General features: G+C 57.8%; 13 protein-coding genes. All 13 read right to left on the bottom strand.

Features of this window, described 5'->3' with window-relative positions; genetic code table 11:
- Positions 1-217: 217 nt before the first annotated feature.
- The 13 genes from GXP70_RS10680 to murD all read right to left on the bottom strand — a co-directional run bounded on the left by GXP70_RS10680 (position 218) and on the right by murD (position 14,750).
- A complete protein-coding gene (locus GXP70_RS10680) occupies positions 218-1,078 on the bottom strand; it encodes a MetQ/NlpA family ABC transporter substrate-binding protein (protein ID WP_162356509.1) in 861 nt (286 codons plus the stop codon).
- Between the two features lie 42 nt (positions 1,079-1,120).
- A complete protein-coding gene (locus GXP70_RS10675) occupies positions 1,121-1,792 on the bottom strand; it encodes a methionine ABC transporter permease (protein ID WP_162356508.1) in 672 nt (223 codons plus the stop codon).
- The gene (locus tag GXP70_RS10670) at positions 1,789-2,793 is read right to left on the bottom strand and encodes a methionine ABC transporter ATP-binding protein (RefSeq protein WP_162360417.1); all 1,005 of its coding nucleotides are present in this window, start codon (positions 2,791-2,793) and stop codon (positions 1,789-1,791) included. Before GXP70_RS10670 ends, GXP70_RS10675 begins: the two co-directional genes overlap by 4 nt.
- 193 nt (positions 2,794-2,986) lie before the next feature.
- Complete coding sequence (gene sigE, locus GXP70_RS10665; RefSeq protein ID WP_162356506.1) at positions 2,987-3,709, bottom strand: RNA polymerase sporulation sigma factor SigE; 723 nt, start codon at positions 3,707-3,709, stop codon at positions 2,987-2,989.
- Entirely contained in the window at positions 3,688-4,695 is a 1,008-nt protein-coding gene (gene spoIIGA / locus GXP70_RS10660) for a sigma-E processing peptidase SpoIIGA (RefSeq protein ID WP_225442753.1), read from the bottom strand. Before spoIIGA ends, sigE begins: the two co-directional genes overlap by 22 nt.
- A 356-nt stretch (positions 4,696-5,051) precedes the next feature.
- Entirely contained in the window at positions 5,052-6,185 is a 1,134-nt protein-coding gene (gene ftsZ / locus GXP70_RS10655; RefSeq protein ID WP_162356505.1) for a cell division protein FtsZ, read from the bottom strand.
- 16 nt (positions 6,186-6,201) lie between these two features.
- A complete protein-coding gene (gene ftsA / locus GXP70_RS10650) occupies positions 6,202-7,446 on the bottom strand; it encodes a cell division protein FtsA (RefSeq protein ID WP_162356503.1) in 1,245 nt (414 codons plus the stop codon).
- Positions 7,447-7,679: 233 nt separating this feature from the next.
- Positions 7,680-8,444 (bottom strand): cell division protein FtsQ/DivIB, encoded by a 765-nt coding sequence (locus tag GXP70_RS10645; protein WP_162356501.1) that lies wholly within the window; start codon positions 8,442-8,444, stop codon positions 7,680-7,682.
- 206 nt (positions 8,445-8,650) lie between these two features.
- The gene (murA, locus tag GXP70_RS10640; protein WP_162356499.1) at positions 8,651-9,931 is read right to left on the bottom strand and encodes a UDP-N-acetylglucosamine 1-carboxyvinyltransferase; all 1,281 of its coding nucleotides are present in this window, start codon (positions 9,929-9,931) and stop codon (positions 8,651-8,653) included.
- 15 nt (positions 9,932-9,946) lie between these two features.
- Positions 9,947-10,852, bottom strand: a complete 906-nt coding sequence (murB, locus tag GXP70_RS10635; RefSeq protein ID WP_162356497.1) for a UDP-N-acetylmuramate dehydrogenase — start codon at positions 10,850-10,852, stop codon at positions 9,947-9,949.
- A 203-nt stretch (positions 10,853-11,055) separates the two neighbouring features.
- Positions 11,056-12,162: an undecaprenyldiphospho-muramoylpentapeptide beta-N-acetylglucosaminyltransferase gene (murG, locus tag GXP70_RS10630; RefSeq protein WP_162356495.1), complete on the bottom strand. Its 1,107-nt coding sequence runs from the start codon at positions 12,160-12,162 to the stop codon at positions 11,056-11,058.
- Between the two features lie 8 nt (positions 12,163-12,170).
- Complete coding sequence (gene spoVE / locus GXP70_RS10625; protein ID WP_162356493.1) at positions 12,171-13,268, bottom strand: stage V sporulation protein E; 1,098 nt, start codon at positions 13,266-13,268, stop codon at positions 12,171-12,173.
- Positions 13,269-13,313: 45 nt separating this feature from the next.
- On the bottom strand, positions 13,314-14,750 hold the full coding sequence (gene murD / locus GXP70_RS10620; protein ID WP_162356492.1) for a UDP-N-acetylmuramoyl-L-alanine--D-glutamate ligase: 1,437 nt from the start codon (positions 14,748-14,750) through the stop codon (positions 13,314-13,316).
- Positions 14,751-16,341: the final 1,591 nt, after the last annotated feature.

The raw sequence follows: 16,341 nt of genomic DNA, 5'->3' as shown, positions 1-16,341 counted from the left end.
CCCGATAATCCATTTCCTGATATTGGCGTGTGTACTACATGGTTCATACACTGTTGACGCAAGTGTGTGTACTACGTAGTTCATACGCCATATGTGTACTATACCCGTAATACACTCTGCCGTCAACCCTTGGCCGGGAACTAACGCCGAAACTAGCAATCGAACGTAAAAAACGCCGCCCCCCTGGCAGGGAGACAGCGTTCTTCTAGGCTAATTATTACTGGAAGGCCGGTACGATCGCGCCTTTGTACTTGTCTTCGATGAATTTCTTGACGTCCGGCGATTGCAGCGCCGCCGCCAATGCCTTGATGCCTTCGGAATCCTTGTTGTCCGGACGGGCAACGAGGATATTCACGTACGGGGAGTCGCTGCCTTCGATGAAGAGCGCGTCCTTCGTCGGTACAAGACCCGCTTCAAGCGCGTAATTCGTATTGATGAGCGCGAGGTCTACCTCGTCAAGCACGCGGGGCAGCGTAGCCGCTTCGACTTCGGTAATTTTCAGCTTCTTCGGATTCTCGACGATGTCGTGAACCGTTCCCGCAATGCCGACGCCTTCCTTCAGCTTGATCAGGCCGTTCTTCTCCATCAGCGACAGGGCGCGGCCGCCGTTCGACGGGTCGTTCGGAATGACGACCTTCGCGCCGTCCTTCAGCTCGTCCACGCTCTTCACTTTCTTGGAGTACCCGCCGAACGGTTCGATATGAATGCCCGCCACGCTGACAAGGTCGTAGCCTTTATCCTTGTTGAATTGGTCGAGATACGGCGCGTGCTGGAAGAAATTCGCATCGAGCCGCTTCTCGTGCAGCTGCGTGTTCGGCTGAACGTAGTCATTGAACTCGACCACTTCCAGGTTAATGCCTTGTTTTTTCAAAGCCGGCTTAATGTAGTTTAAAATTTCCGCGTGCGGAACCGGCGTCGCGCCGACCTTCAGCGTGATTTCTTGCGTCCCCGCGTCGCTGCCTGCGCCTGTCGACGCATTGCCCGCGTTGCTGCCTGCGTTATTGCCGGTCTTCGCGCCGCAAGCCGCCAGCACCGCGACCATGACGAGCGCCAGAATGGTTACATTGACTTTTCTCATTTGTATTGCCTCCTTATGCACGTTCTCTCTAAGATGTCTTCCTTACTTCCGGCTGAATCGGCGCACGAGATAGTCGCCGGCCATCTGCAGCAGTTGAACCAAAACGATAAGCAGCGCCACGGTCACGAACATGACATCCGTCTGGAACCGCTGATAGCCGTAGCGCAGCGCCAAATCGCCGAGACCGCCGCCGCCGATAACGCCGGACATCGCCGTATACGATACGAGCGTGACTGAGGTGATCGTAACGCCAGCGAGCAGGCCGGGCCTCGCCTCCAGCAGCAGGACGCGCCTGACGATGTCCCAGCGGGACGCGCCCATCGCCTGCGCCGCTTCGATCACGCCGCGGTCGACCTCGCGCAGCGACGTCTCCACCAGCCGTGCGAAGAACGGCGCAGCCGCGATAACGAGCGGCGGGATCGAGCCTTGAACGCCGAGCGTGGTGCCCGTGATCGCCTTCGTAATCGGCATGATCATAATCATGAGGATAACGAACGGCACGGAACGCAGAATGTTCACGATCAGCGACAATACGAAATAAACGGCCGGCTGCGCAAGCAGCTGGCGTCTTGACGTCAAGAACAGGATGACGCCCAAAATCAAACCGAGGATGATCGTAAACACGACCGATACGCCGAGCATCCTGAGCGTATCTTTGGTCGCCTGCCCCACTTCCGACCAGACGATATGCTCGAACGATATTTTAAGCATCATGCCAGTTCACCTACTTCCAGCCCTTTATCCCGCAGCGCGCCGATCACCTGCACGACTTCTTGTCCGTCGCCGATGAATTCGATGACGAGCTGGCCGTAAGGCGTGTTCTTCATGCGGGAAACGGTGCCTTGCAGGATCGTAAACTGCACCGACGTCGCCTTGACCGCATTGAACAGCAGCGGCTCATACGTAATGTCGCCGACGTAGTTGATTTTCACCAAGCGCCCTTTGCTCGCAGCGATCAGCTCGCGCGGATCGAACGAATCCGCCATCTGGCTGACGAACTCCTTCGTCGTCGGATGCTGCGGCTTCAAGAAGACGTCCACCACGTCGCCCATCTCCACCACGTCGCCGCTGTCAATGACCGCGACGCGGTCGCAAATCGAGCGAATGACGTGCATCTCATGCGTGATCAGCAGAATGGTAATGCCGAGTTTCTTGTTAATATCGAGCAGCAGCGCCAGAATCGCGTTCGTCGTTTGCGGATCGAGCGCCGAGGTCGCCTCGTCGCAGAGCAGCACGTCCGGATTGCTGGCGAGCGCCCGCGCGATCCCTACGCGCTGCTTCTGGCCGCCCGACAGCTGCGCCGGATACTTGTCCGCGTGCTGCTCCAGGCCGACGAGCTGCAGCAGCTCGTCCACGCGCGCGCGGATCGCGGCTTTGGACAGCTTGGCCAGCCGCAGCGGGAATGCGATGTTATCCCGCACCGTCGCCATGGCCAGCAGATTGAAATGCTGAAAAATCATGCCAATCCGCCGGCGTTCCTTCTGCAGCTGGGACGAAGACAGCTTGGTCAGCTCCACGCCGCCGACTTTCACGGTGCCGGTCGTCGGCCGTTCCAGCAAATTCACGGTGCGCAGCAGCGTGCTCTTGCCTGCGCCGGAATGGCCGATGATGCCGAATATTTCGCCCTTGGCGATAGTCAAATGAATATGTTTGATCGCTTCTACGGATACGGAGCCGGTCCGATAGGATTTGCTTATGTCTGCGAGCTCGATCAGTCGAATAACCCCCTGCCATCCATCGTATGCCATTAGCGGTAGAATGCCCGTTGTGCCGCGGGCTTTCAATAAAAACGACAAATTGCATTATATACAATTTCAAGGCGCGCTGTCACTGGATGAAATTGCTACCGGCATGAAAAAAGCCCGCAGTTCCCGTTTTCGGGAACGCAGGCTCGGATGGTACGCCCAACTAGACCATTTTGTTGAACTCTTTGCGAAGCCGTTTGATGATGCGTTTCTCCAAGCGCGAAATGTACGATTGCGAGATGCCGAGCAGGTCGGCCACGTCCTTCTGCGTCTTCTCTTCCCCGTCGGCCAGGCCGAACCGGAGTTCCATGATGATCCGCTCCCGTTCCGTCAGCTTATCCAGCGCTTTATGAAGCAGCTTGCGGTCGACCTGCTCCTCGATGTTGCGGTAGATCGTATCGTTCTCGGTGCCGAGCACATCCGACAGCAGCAGCTCGTTGCCGTCCCAGTCGATGTTCAGCGGCTCGTCGAAGGACACTTCCGTCCGCGTCTTGCTGTTGCGGCGGAGATACATGAGAATTTCGTTCTCGATGCACCGCGAGGCGTAGGTGGCCAGCTTGATTTTCTTCTCCGGGTCGAACGTATTCACGGCTTTGATGAGGCCGATGGCGCCGATCGAGACGAGATCCTCGATGTGGATGCCCGTGTTCTCGAACTTCCGCGCGATGTACACGACCAGACGAAGGTTGCGCTCAATGAGCATGGCGCGGATGGCCGTGTCGCCGGAAGGCAGCTTCTCGAGCAGATATTCCTCTTCTTCGCGCGTGAGCGGGGGAGGCAGCGCTTCGCTTCCGCCAATATAATAAATTTCCTCGCTCTTTAGGCCGAATAAAAACAAAACGCGATAATAATATAACTGCAGGATTAATTTCCATTTGACGAGCATGCTGCTCCATCCCTTCCCGAAGTGCTGTGAATGGTTTCGTTCGCATTGCCTCTATCTTGAAGAAGTGACGGATGGATAATCGCCCTGTACGTCCCGTCTGCGACAAGCTTTCCGGCATCCAGCCCGATGAGCACCTTCCTGGACTGGTACAGCTTCCCTTCCCTGTCGACGATGACCAGGTCCGGTTTAATGGCAAGCATGAATTGCGCGCCGCGGTTCACGCCGCGGTAGGGTACCAGCCGCAGCCGGTCACGCCATACGAAAGGCTCTTCATCCGTCAAGCCGGCCAGCAGCTGATCCACCTTCGCTTCCCGAATATGGCGGATCCATGAAGCCGGGAGAACGTCCTGCCAGACGGAAGCCTCCATCACCATCACCGGCGTTCGCGTGAGCGGTTCGTACAATTGGTTACCCGTATCGATCAGGCCCGTGCAGCCATGCTCCCGATCGCCGATTCGCACCTTCACCTCCGCAAGATGGGTCGTGACCAAGTCCCGCTCCCTGCGCTCAGAAATCACCGAACGATAAATATAATAGCCGACCACGATAAGCGAGAAGAGAAACACCATCGTCGTGCTTAACATGAAGACAGGTCTGCCGTCCGCGTCGTAGATGACGGTCCGCCACAGCTGGCTGGAGCTGTTCATGAACAAGTAATGGAACCCGAGAAGCGCTCCCGCGGCAGCGAAATTCACGCCGTAAAACGCGCCGGCGAGCCGGATGAAATGCTGGACGCTTCCGAATCCGAAAGCGATGAACAGCATCGCAAGCGAGAACAACAGTTTAATCACGATCGAGAACATGAACGACAACGGCGGGAACACCATCATGACGGCATACAAAGCGCCTACGCCCGCTGCGAGCAGCAAGCGCCACCATTTGGCTCGAATGCTGCGCACCCAGGCGGTTACAAGCAAGTTGGAACCGTCGATCAACAAATTGACGAGAAACAGGACGTCGATATAAACGGCATTCAGCGCTTCCACCTTCCCGCTGCCGCTTCCATTGTCCGCCTTCTCCCAAATGCGCTCGACATCGAAGTCCCTGCAGCCTTCGCGTGCTATGTTGCAAGGTTCCGCGAGGAATCACGAGGCACTCACCAAGTCTTAGCGAGGATATGCGGCTTGTGTCTAGTATAGTGAAATCCTATTACAATGTCTGTCTAAACATGCCGTCAGGAGCGATCTTTTTTTGTCGACGATCCATGCCCCCTTGAAATGAAAACGCTTGCCGAAAGGCCTGGTTTCTAGCAAAAAAGCCGCTTTCCGTAGATACGGAAAGCGGCTAAAGTCCTCTTGTTATCGATCGTTTCGCTCGATGTTACCGATCGTTTCGCTCGATGTTATCGATCGTTGTTGCGGCGGTTGCGGAGGAAGGCCGGGATGTCCAGCTGGTCGCTGGAAACCGGCGTGCCGAACGGCTTCGGACCGCTGCTCGCAGGCTGCTGACGCTGCGGCTCATTGGCCGGCGGCGCTTCGTGGTGCTGCTGGCCCGGTACGGGACGGCGAACTTGCGCCGAATCGCGATGCTCGAAGCCCGTCGCGATTACCGTGACTTTGATTTCGTCTTTCAAGTTCTCGTCGAAGTTAGCGCCGAAAATCATGTTAACGTCCGGATCGGAAGCGGAGATGACGATCTCGGCCGCTTCGTTCACTTCGTACAGCGACAGATTAGAACCGCCGGTAATGCACATGATAATGCCGCGCGCGCCATCGATCGACGTCTCGAGCAGCGGGCTTTGGATCGCTTTGCGCGCCGCTTCCGCCGCGCGGTTCTCGCCGGACGCGATGCCGATGCCCATCAGCGCGGAACCGCGTTCCGTCATGATCGTCTTCACGTCCGCGAAATCGAGGTTGATGAGTCCCGGTACGGAGATCAGCTCGGAAATCCCTTGAACCGCCTGCTTCAATACGTTATCCGCTTCGCGGAACGCTTCCAGCATCGGCGTCTTCTTATCGACGATCTCGAGCAGCCGGTCGTTCGGAATGACGATCAGCGTATCGACCTTTTCCTTCAAGGCTTCGATGCCGAGCTCGGCTTGTCCGGAACGCTTGCGGCCTTCGAACGTGAACGGACGCGTTACGACGCCGACGGTCAGCGCGCCGCACTCGCGCGCGATTTCGGCAATGACCGGCGCGGCGCCCGTGCCTGTTCCGCCGCCCATGCCCGCCGTCACGAATACCATATCCGCGCCTTTGAGCGTGTTCATGACGCTTTCGCGGGATTCTTCCGCCGCTTTCTTGCCGACTTCCGGGTTGGCGCCGGCACCGAGACCGCGCGTCAGCTTATCGCCGATTTGCAGCTTCTGCTCCGACTTGGCCATATGGAGCGCCTGCGCGTCCGTGTTCACCGTAATAAACTCGACGCCTCGAACGCCGTTCTCGATCATCCGGTTAACGGCATTGCTGCCGCCGCCGCCAACGCCGATGACTTTGATTTGTGCCATATGCTCCATTTCGAAATCAAATTCCAACATACTAGGGTTCCCCCGATCAAATGAATTCACTAAACATATTTTTCAAACGCTCGAAAATTCCGGGCTTCGAGGGGGATGTTGCTGCGCTAGCCTTCCTGCTCGCACTCTTCTTCGGTGCGGAGACGGTTCGGCCCCTCATGTATTTCGAAACATATTGAATCATGCCGACACCGCTCGTGAAGGCAGGATCGCGGACGCCGATGTAGTCCGGCACGGCAATGCGAACGCTCGACTCCAATTCATGCTGGGCCAGCGGAAGCGTGCCGGGCATCGTCACCGTGCCGCCGGTAAGCACATAGCCGTTGATCTTGCCTTCGTAGCCGAGGCGCCTTACTTCTTGACGGATCAAGTGGAAAATCTCCTGCATCCGCGGTTCAATAATGTTAGCCAGGTCGACCTGGGTAAATTCCTTCTCCACGTTGCTGCCCATGCGCATCACTTTGAACTTCTGGTCTTCCGCCGCGTCGTCAACCAAGGCGCAGCCGAACTTCTGCTTGATCTTCTCGGCCTGCTCCGTCTGCGTCCGAAGACCGTAGGAGATGTCGCTGGTTACATACTCGCCGCCGACAGGCAGCGTGGATGTGGCAACGAGGCCCCCCTGCTCGAAAATCGCGATCGTGCTGGAGCCGGCGCCGATATCGGCAAGCACGGTCCCCATCATCTTCTCGTCTTTCGTTAGCGACATCTGGCCGGAAGCCAGCGACATCAGAATGATGCCGGAAATTCGCAAATTCGCTTTCTCCACGCACCGGACCAGGTTATGTATGGCCGTCTTCGCTCCGGTTACGACTGTTGCTTCCACTTCCAACCGCACGCCGATCATGCCGCGCGGATCGGAAATGCCTTCGAGGCCGTCTACCAAATATTGCTTCGGCACCAGATTAATGATTTCGCGTTCAGGCGGCAAGGCGACGACTTTCGACGCTTGCTGGACACGGTCGATATCGTCCTCGCCGATCTCGCGGTCTTCGTTGGAGATGGCGACTACGCCGTGATTCGTCTGCAATCCGATATGATTGCCTTGAATGCCTACGTAAACATCGCTTATTTGAATGTCGACCATCCGCTCGGCGTGGTCGACAGCGCTGCGAATCGATGCGACCGTCTGATCGATATCAACGATAGCTCCTTTGCGTATACCCTCCGAGTCGGCAGATCCAACTCCAATAATATTAATGACGCCGTTATTCACTTCGCCAATAATAGCACGAACCTTGGATGTACCGATGTCCAAACTGACGATGATGTCATTGCTGCTCAACCTCTGGCACCTCCGTTTCAACATTAATTAGGGTACTATTGCTTGCCGTGACTGTGCATGCATCTCTTCTTATTCAACGCAGTACTCATTTTCCCTCTTTTTTCTACAATTTTTTCAACAAGTAAATTATATTGCCGGTGTATGCATCCGCATTCCCGTAATAGTCGCATCCGAAAAAAAATGAAAAGAAGGCAAATAAATCTACATAAATAAAATTCTATCATTCTTTCATGCTATTGAGTAGTCTCTTTTTGCGTAGTGGCGGGATTTTCCGGCTCCTCGGGAATGAATGGCGCATATTTATCCGCAAGCAGCAGCGTGATCGTGCCGGGCGGCTGAATCTCGATGACGGCATTCATCGTCGCGATCTTCTCGGACAGCAGGGAAATCGCCGTAATGACTTCGAAACGCGTTCTGGTGTAGATTTTGATGCGGTCGGAATAGGACGCCGACGGGTCCGGCCTGATTTCGGAGAAATCCGAAAGCGCTTGATCCGGAATGGCCGCCAGCGCCTTGCACAGCTTCACCAGCAGCGGGTCGTCCGCCTTCCAGCCCGACAACACCGGCTTGTCGACAAGCGGGTCGGATCCTGCCGGAACCATCGTGCCGTTCGCCAGCACCGCCGAAAATTCACCTTTATTCGACAGGGCGTAAGCGACGGTTTCATATTCCTGCACATGTATGGCAATGCCGCCGGGGAACGATTTGGTCACGTTCACGCTCTGCACCGGCTTCAGCGTTCGAATTCTCTCCTCGATGGCGGACGACGACGTGCCGAAGAAGGAATCGCCCGCCTTGACGGCCGCCGTCTTGCGAATGTCCGCGGCCGGCAAATAGTGCTGGCCTTCAACCGTAACGGTCGATACTTTGCTAATGGAAGCATTGAAGAACAGCACGCCCAACAAGACGATAAAAAGCAGCACGAGCACGGCCAGCAGCTTCTTGCCGCCTCTGCGCCGTTTGACTGGATCCCGCAGCACGGGCATCTTCTCTTGCATGGCTTGTCCCCTATTCCTATAAACGCAAACGGCATCCTGCCGCAAAGACGGGCTGGAGCCGCTCACGCGAACTCTATCGTTACCTGCATGCTGCCCAAGGCGATACGGCCATCGCCGCCCTGCCGGAGGCGCGGCGCATTTCTTTCCGTAGGAATACAAGCCGAGGAATAAAGGCGTATAGGCGATCCTTCTGCTCTCTTGTATGGTTACGGTACGACCGTATTGTTGGCGATGGGTGTGAAGCGGGTCATTCTGGCGCCAAGACGGCCGAACATGGCTTCGATCCGGTCGTAGCCGCGGTCGATGTGGTGCACTTGCTCCACGACGGTCTTGCCTTGCGCGGCAAGCCCCGCGATGACGAGAGCCGCGCCGGCGCGCAAATCCGTCGCTTCGACCGTTGCGCCGTACAGCCTCGATACGCCGCGGATGAACGCGGAGCTGAGATCGACGCGTATGTCGGCACCCATGCGGGCGAGCTCGTCGACATGCTTGAACCGGCCTTCGAAGATCGTTTCCTTCATGACGCTCACGCCGTCGGCCAGCGCGAGCAGCACCATGATTTGCGATTGCAGATCGGTCGGAAAAGCCGGATACGGCGAGGTGACGATCCGGTCGATCGATTTGGGACGCATCGCTGCTCCCACCTTGATTATATCACCGTCCACCGCTATTTGAACACCTGTGCGCCGGAGCACATGGATGAGAGAAGTCAGATGCGAAGGGCATGTATTGAGCAGGGTTACCTGCCCGCGGGTCGCCGCCGCCGCCACCATGACCGTTCCCGTCACGATGCGGTCCGGGATGACCTGATAGCTGCAGGGCTCGAGCTTCTCTACCCCTTCGACCGTGATCGTATCCGTACCGGCACCGATGATTTTCGCGCCCATACGGTTCAGAAAATGCTGCAAATCTTGAATTTCCGGTTCCCTTGCCGCATTGCTGATCGTCGTCAGCCCTTCCGCAAGGACGGCCGCCATCATAATGTTCTCCGTTGCTCCAACGCTCGGAAAGTCCAGATGGATTTCCGCGCCTCTCAGCTTCTTCGCATAGCAGGCGATCCGGCTGCCGTCTTCTTCGATCTCCGCGCCGAGCGCTTGCAAGCCGCTCAAGTGCAAATCGATCTTGCGTTCGCCGATCGCGCAGCCGCCAGGCTGATAAATCGTCACTTCGCCGAACCGTGCCAGCAGCGGGCCCATCAGGAAGATGGACGAACGCATCTGACGCATCAGCGCTTCAGGAATGTGGGAGGAATGCAGGGTTGACGTGTCGAGCTGCACGGTTTCATCCTCGTGCTCCGCCCGGCAGCCAAGTTCGCGCAAAATATTCAGCATGACGTCGATGTCCAGCAGCTTCGGGACATGGTCGATCGTCACTTTTCCTTCTACCAGCATGCTTGCAGCTAAAATCGGCAAAGCGGCATTTTTCGCGCCTTGGATAACAATGGTTCCTGAGAGAGGTTTCCCGCCTTCAATCACCAATTTGTCCAATCTCTCACCTCCGAATTACCGCTCACCCACAACCAATACCTCCGCCACCAGCTGTATGCCGTATCGTTCCTTAATGGTCTGCTGTATGGTCTTCATGAGGGTGAGGACATCTTCAGCTGTCGCTTGCCCGGTGTTGACAATGAAATTGGCGTGCTGCGTGGAGACTTCTGCGCCGCCTTGTCGCATACCCTTTAACCCGGCTTCTTGAATCAGCCTTGCGGCATGATCGTTCGGCGGATTGCGAAATACGCTTCCTGCGCATGGCTGCGTTAACGGCTGGGTGTCGAGTCTCCGTTGTTTATTCGCGGCCAATACGGCCGAGATTTCATTCCGGTCTCCTTCTTCCAGCTCGAATACGGCGCCTGTCACGATGCCCGGTCTGTCGTGGAGGCAGGAATGACGATAGGAAAACGACATTTCCTCTGCCCCGAAGCGAACCAATTCCCCTGTTTCCAGCACAATGTCAGCTGATTTGAATATACGTGACACATCAGACCCGTGAGCGCCTGCGTTCATATAGACGGCCCCGCCTACCGAACCCGGAATTCCCCCCGCGAATTCCAAGCCCGACAATCCTCTCCGGCTGGCCAGCATCGCCAGCTTGATCAAGGAATAAGCGGCGCCCGCATGAACGAGGTTGCCATCGAATCGCACATAATCGAATCCTTCGCCCGGTTGAATGACGACGCCGCGAATGCCTTTGTCGCTGACAAGCAAGTTGGAGCCGCGTCCGAGATTGGTCCATGGCAGCCCGTAGCTGCGCAGCAACCGAATGACCGCTACCAGTTGGTCTTGCGTATCCGGAATGATCAGCACGTCCGCGGGACCGCCGATCTTCCAGGTCGTATAGGCTGCCAGCGGTTCGTTATACTTGACGCTTCCCGCGTCGATCGTGCGTAATTCTGCCAAAAACTGCTCCATCTGCCGTACCTCCTTCTGCTGCAAGCGATTGAAACCTCCAGGCGCGTCCGTTCCTCCGGGCGGCCCGTTCCCTGGCGTTTCGGGCAGATCTTGCGCTGCCTCGAAGCCGGGATTTAAGCCCTCCGGATGACGGTCACGATTATGCTGTATACTATGCCTTCCCGCACTGGAGTGTGACAATCGCCCATCTGACAGGCATGGGGCTACTTCCGCGTCAGCCGCTTCAGCTCGCCTACGATCAGCGCCGCCGAATCCGGCATGCCGAGTCCCCGTGCCGCCTCGCCCATTTGCTTATGGACGTCTCTATTCATCATGATGCGGCCGATTCGTTCGAACAGCGCCGCACCGTTCAATTCGCGTTCAATGATCATTTCCGCCGCTCCCGCGTCCGCCAGACTTCGCGCGTTCGCTTCCTGGTGATTGTTCGTGACGTTCGGCGACGGAATCAGGATGGACGGGATGCCGAGCGCCGTAATCTCCGCCAGCGAAGAAGCGCCGGACCTGCCGACGACGAGCTGCGATGCCGCCAGCACTTCCGGCATCCGATGCAGGTAAGGCAGCACGATCAGCTTGGACGGCAGCCGCGGCGCGGCGGCCTTGATCCGCTCCATCGTCCGTTCATAGTAGCTTTCCCCGGTAACAAACACAAAATGGACGTCTGGCAGTCGCCCGAGGAGCGGCACCATGTCCACCATCACATCGTTTATCGCCTTGGCCCCGCGGCTGCCGCCGACCAGCAGGACGATGCGGCTGCCGGCCGGGACGCCCAGATGGGCAAAGCCTTGTTTCTTATCGGCGCGCACGACGTTCGTCGCGCAAGGATTTCCGGTATAGATCGTGCTGCGCGAACGCTTGAATTGCGGCAGCGCGTCTTCGAAGCTGACCGCGACGGTGTCCGCGTAACGGGACAGGAATTGATTCGTTAAGCCCGCGATCGCATTCTGTTCGTGAATCAGCGTCGGAATGCCCAGCTTGGCCGCCGCGTACAGCACGGGGCCGCATACGTAGCCGCCGGTTCCGACGACGACGTCGGGCCTGAACTTGCGCAGCAGCGCCTTGGAGCGGCGCACGCCCCGCAGAAACCGCAGCACGGTGCGCACATTATCATAGGACAGCTTCCGTTTGAAGCCGGTAATTTCGACGGGCTCGAAGGCGATGCCTTGAGCGGGAACGATGCGGCTCTCCAATCCGTTCGGAGAACCGATATACAGCAGGGACGAGCCCGGCTCCTCCTCCATCGCCTGCTTGCCGATCGCAAGCGCGGGATAGATGTGGCCGCCGGTTCCGCCGCCCGATAATACGATACGCATAGGAACACTCACCTCGAATAACGGGATATATTAAGCAAAATGCCAAGCGCGGTCAGCAGCAGGGTGAGCGATGAGCCGCCATAGCTGACGAGCGGCAGCGTGATGCCCGTTACGGGAAGCATGCCGATGACGACGCCGATGTTGATGAATACTTGAACGGCCACGATGCCGATGATGCCGACCGCCAGCAGGCTGCCGAACGTGTCGGGCGCCGCGATCGCGGTTCGCATGCCGCGCCATAACAGAATGCCGAACAGCAGAATAATGGCCGCGCCGCCGATAAATCCGAGCTCTTCCGACAGAATCGAGAAAATAAAATCCGTCTGCGGTTCCGGCAAATAATTGAACTTCTGACGGCTCATTCCGAGGCCGAGGCCGACGAGGCCGCCCGGTCCGATCGCATACAGCGATTGGATCGATTGATAGCCCGCGCCGAGCGGATCGGCCCACGGATCGAGGAAGGCCGTAATCCGCTGCAGGCGGTACGGCGCGGCGGCGATCAGGCCGACGAGACCGGCGACGCCGACGAGCGCCAGGGAGCCAAGATGACGCAGACGCGCCCCCGCCGTATAGATGATGAGCAGCGACGCGCCGATCATGACCGCGCCGGTGCCCAAATCCGGCTGCATCATAATGAGACCGAACGCCAGGCCGAGGATGCCGAGCGGCGGCAGGAGGCCCTTCATGAACTGCGTCACGGCCTGCTGCTTCTCGGACAGTAATTTAGCCAGGAAGATAACCATCGCCAGCTTCATGAACTCCGACGGCTGAATGCCGAAGGAGCTGATGCCGAGCCAGCTTCGCGCGCCGCCGCGCACGACCCCGATGCCGGGAACAAGCACGAGCAGCAGCAGGCCGAAGCAGGCGAGCAGGCCGAACTTGGCCCATTTCTTCCAGATCCAATAGTCCGCGTTCATCGTGACGATCATCGCCCCGACCCCGAGCGCCGCGAACAGCAATTGACGCTTCACGTAATAGAACTTGTCCCCAAAATCATGAAACGCCAGCACGGCGCTGGCGCTGTACACCATGACGAGTCCGATGGCAAGTATGAGCAGAATCGCGATAATCATCCACATGTCCGGGGCGGACCTTGCTTTGGCCATAAGGCGAACACCTCTTGCAAGCTGAAGTAGGGACGAGCCCCCTACTTACAAGTTATGCGCCGATTGCTTAAAAATGCTGCCCCGGATCTCATAGGATTTAAACATATCCCAGCTTGCGCAGGCCGGCGCCAGCAATACGGTGTCGCCAGGCTCAGCAAGGGCGGCCGCTTCTTGCACCGCAAGACGGAGCGTGCTCTCGGCATCCTCCTCAGGTTCGACGATTTTGACGGCCGCTAAACCTGCCTTGCTCGCGACCGCCGCGATCTTGCCGCGGGTTTCGCCGAGCGTTACGACGGCTTTCACCTGATCGCGGAAATGCGGCAGCAGCTCCATATAATCCGACCCGCGGTCGAGCCCGCCCGCGATCAGGACGATGCGGGGCGCAAATGAACGCAGCGCGATGATCGTCGCCGTCGGGTTAGTCGCCTTGGAATTGTTGTAGTACGCCACGCCTGCACGTTCGCACACGTATTCGAGCCGGTGCTCGACGCCGCGGAATTCGCGCAGCGGTTCTGCCAGCGAAGCCGCGGAAGCGCCCGCCGCCAGGCAAGCCGCGATCGCCGCCATCGCGTTCGCCGCATTGTGGCGGCCCGGAATGCCGAGCTCCGCGACGGGGAAGATGTCCCGTTCGCCGCCCTCGAGGTCGCGCCATACGATCCGGCGCGCGGCGTCGCCTTCCGGTTCCGTCAGCGATGCCGGATACGGCGGCGTCACGCATAAGCCGTAGTCCAGCTCCTGCGTCGTCGAGAACGGAATGATGCGCGCCTTGAGCTGTCCTCCCTGCATCAGATCCCGGCAGAACGGGTCGTCCGCGTTCAGCACGGCCGTGTCGTCCTTCGTCTGATTGGCGAACAGCTTCGCCTTGGACGCGCTGTAATCCTCCATGTCCCCGTGGTAATCGAGATGCGTTTCCGCAATGTTGAGCAGCAACGCGATGCGCGGACGGAAATTCGTCGTGCCTTTCAGCTGGAAGCTGCTGAGCTCCGCGACGATCCAATTGTCCGGCTCCGCGACTTGCGCCGCCTCGCATAACGGCGTGCCGATATTGCCCGCGACCATCGGCTTCAGGCCGGCGGCTTCCAGCATTTCGCCGATCCAGGTCGTCGTCGTCGTCTTGCCGTTGGAGCCGGTAATGCCGATGATCGGCGCCGGCGACAGCAGGGAGGCGACTTCCACTTCCGTCACGACCTCGATGCCCAGGTCGACCGCTTGCTTCACCGGCGGCGACGTATACGGAATGCCCGGGTTCTTGACCACGAGCGCCGTGTCCGGTCCGATCAGGTCGTCCGGGTGACTGCCGCAAATAACAGAAACACCCAAAGCGTCCAGCTCGTCCGCTTCGGGGCTTGATTGGCGATCCTTCATATCGTTGACGGTGACGTTCGCGCCGAGCTTGTGGAACAGCTTCGCGACGCTGACCCCGCTTCTGGCCAGGCCGAGCACGATAACCTTTTGATCCTTGTATAAGGATGGGTGTTTCATAGTGTCACTCCTTATTGTTTTGCGATCGCAGTTTGCTGCCGGCTGTCCGGCTGGAATGAGTCAAAGTACATCTTATGCCTGGGCGAGGGTGCTGTCCGCCGGACTCTCTTGGTGATGCGAGGGCGCTGCCCTCTGCGCTCCCTTAGCGATGCGAAGGCGCTGCCCTCTGCGCTCCCAATTCAGATCATCATATTAATAAACGAATTAGTAATCTAATATACAATAATTATCTTGTACAAAGGAAAATCCCCTGATTCTAAGGACACACCTCTAACCCAAAGGGAACCCTAAGGACAAACCTTCAAATTCTAAGGGCAAGCCCCTAACCCGAAGGACAATCCCCCTAAATCCCCCTTTGAAAGGGGGATCCCGAGGGTTCCACCCTCTGGACACCCGGATGGTAGAACGTCAGTGCTCCAGAGGCGCTCCTGCACTGGCGCGGCGTTAAGCCCGATGTCCCTGCGGGACAGACTTTACGTTTGATGCGCCCGAGTTACCTGGGTGACTGCGTCCTGTAGAACGTTGGTGCTCCAGAGGCGCTCCTGCACTGGTGCGGTGCAGGCCCGATGTCCCTGCGAGAGCACCGCTAACGAACTCAATTCACGCTATTCGCCAGTATTACCGGCTTCTCGCATCCTAACGAACTCCAGCGTTCTTATATCGCCGTTCAGCCCTACTTGTGAGCCTTTTACTACGATATAAGACGTTTCAGTTTCGTTACGATGCCGATGGCATCCTGTTCATCCATATAACGCGCGTGCAGTTCGTTAGAATGCCGCGCCGCTGGCACATTGCTCCATCCGGCCCGATGTCCCTGCGGGACAGACTTTACTTTTTAGGGCGCCTGTGTTCCTGATGACGGGACAGTCTTTACGTTTGGTGCGCCCGTGTTACCTGGGGATTGCGTCCAGAAGAACGTAAGTGCTCCTGTGACGCTCCTGCACTGGTGCGGCGTTAAGCCCGATGTCCCTGCGGGACAGACTTTACGATTGGTGCGCCCGTGTTACCTGGGGATTGCGTCCAGAAGAACGTAAGTGCGCCAGAGGCGCTCCTGCACTGGTGCGGCGCAGGCCCGATGTCCCGTTGCCAACGCCGCTAACGAACTCAGTTCACGCTATTCGCCAATATCACCGGTTTCTCGCATCCTAACGAACTCCAGCGTTCTTATATCGCCGTTCAGCCCTACTTGTGAGCCTTTTACTACGATATAAGACGTTTCAGATTCGTTACGATGCCAACGGCATCCTGTTCATCCATATAAGGCGCGTGCAGTTCGTTAGAATGCCGCGCCGCTGGCACATTGCTCCATCCGGCCGATTGTCCCTGCGGGACAGTCTTTACGTTTGGTGCGCCTGTGCTACCTGGGTGACTGCGTCCAGAAGAACGTTGGTGCGCCAGAGGCGCTCCTGCACTGGTACGGCGCAGGCCCGATGTCCTTGCGAGAGCGCCGATAACCGATAGCTCCAGCCTGCCCGAACTCACCCGGGATGCCTTCATGCCAGACGCGCCAGCGTTACCTGTATGTCTGGTTACCTGCACCCGAAGACGGCTCGGAAGATTTGCCCGCTTGTTCCGTCCATACTCTCGCTAA

The sequence above is a fragment of the Paenibacillus lycopersici genome, from assembly GCF_010119935.1.
GTDB lineage: Bacteria > Bacillota > Bacilli > Paenibacillales > Paenibacillaceae > Paenibacillus_Z > Paenibacillus_Z lycopersici.
This window is presented reverse-complemented; position numbering and strand designations above follow the sequence as displayed.

What these genes read in the sequence shown, in the direction of transcription:
- GXP70_RS10680 (WP_162356509.1), bottom strand. Translation starts at nt 1,078, where the DNA reads ATGAGAAAAGTCAATGTAACCATTCTGGCGCTCGTCATGGTCGCGGTG.
- GXP70_RS10675 (WP_162356508.1), bottom strand. Translation starts at nt 1,792, where the DNA reads ATGATGCTTAAAATATCGTTCGAGCATATCGTCTGGTCGGAAGTGGGG.
- murG (WP_162356495.1), bottom strand. Translation starts at nt 12,162, where the DNA reads ATGCGTATCGTATTATCGGGCGGCGGAACCGGCGGCCACATCTATCCC.
- sigE (WP_162356506.1), bottom strand. Translation starts at nt 3,709, where the DNA reads ATGCTCGTCAAATGGAAATTAATCCTGCAGTTATATTATTATCGCGTT.
- GXP70_RS10645 (WP_162356501.1), bottom strand. Translation starts at nt 8,444, where the DNA reads ATGCAAGAGAAGATGCCCGTGCTGCGGGATCCAGTCAAACGGCGCAGA.
- ftsZ (WP_162356505.1), bottom strand. Translation starts at nt 6,185, where the DNA reads ATGTTGGAATTTGATTTCGAAATGGAGCATATGGCACAAATCAAAGTC.
- spoVE (WP_162356493.1), bottom strand. Translation starts at nt 13,268, where the DNA reads ATGGCCAAAGCAAGGTCCGCCCCGGACATGTGGATGATTATCGCGATT.
- murD (WP_162356492.1), bottom strand. Translation starts at nt 14,750, where the DNA reads ATGAAACACCCATCCTTATACAAGGATCAAAAGGTTATCGTGCTCGGC.
- murB (WP_162356497.1), bottom strand. Translation starts at nt 10,852, where the DNA reads ATGGAGCAGTTTTTGGCAGAATTACGCACGATCGACGCGGGAAGCGTC.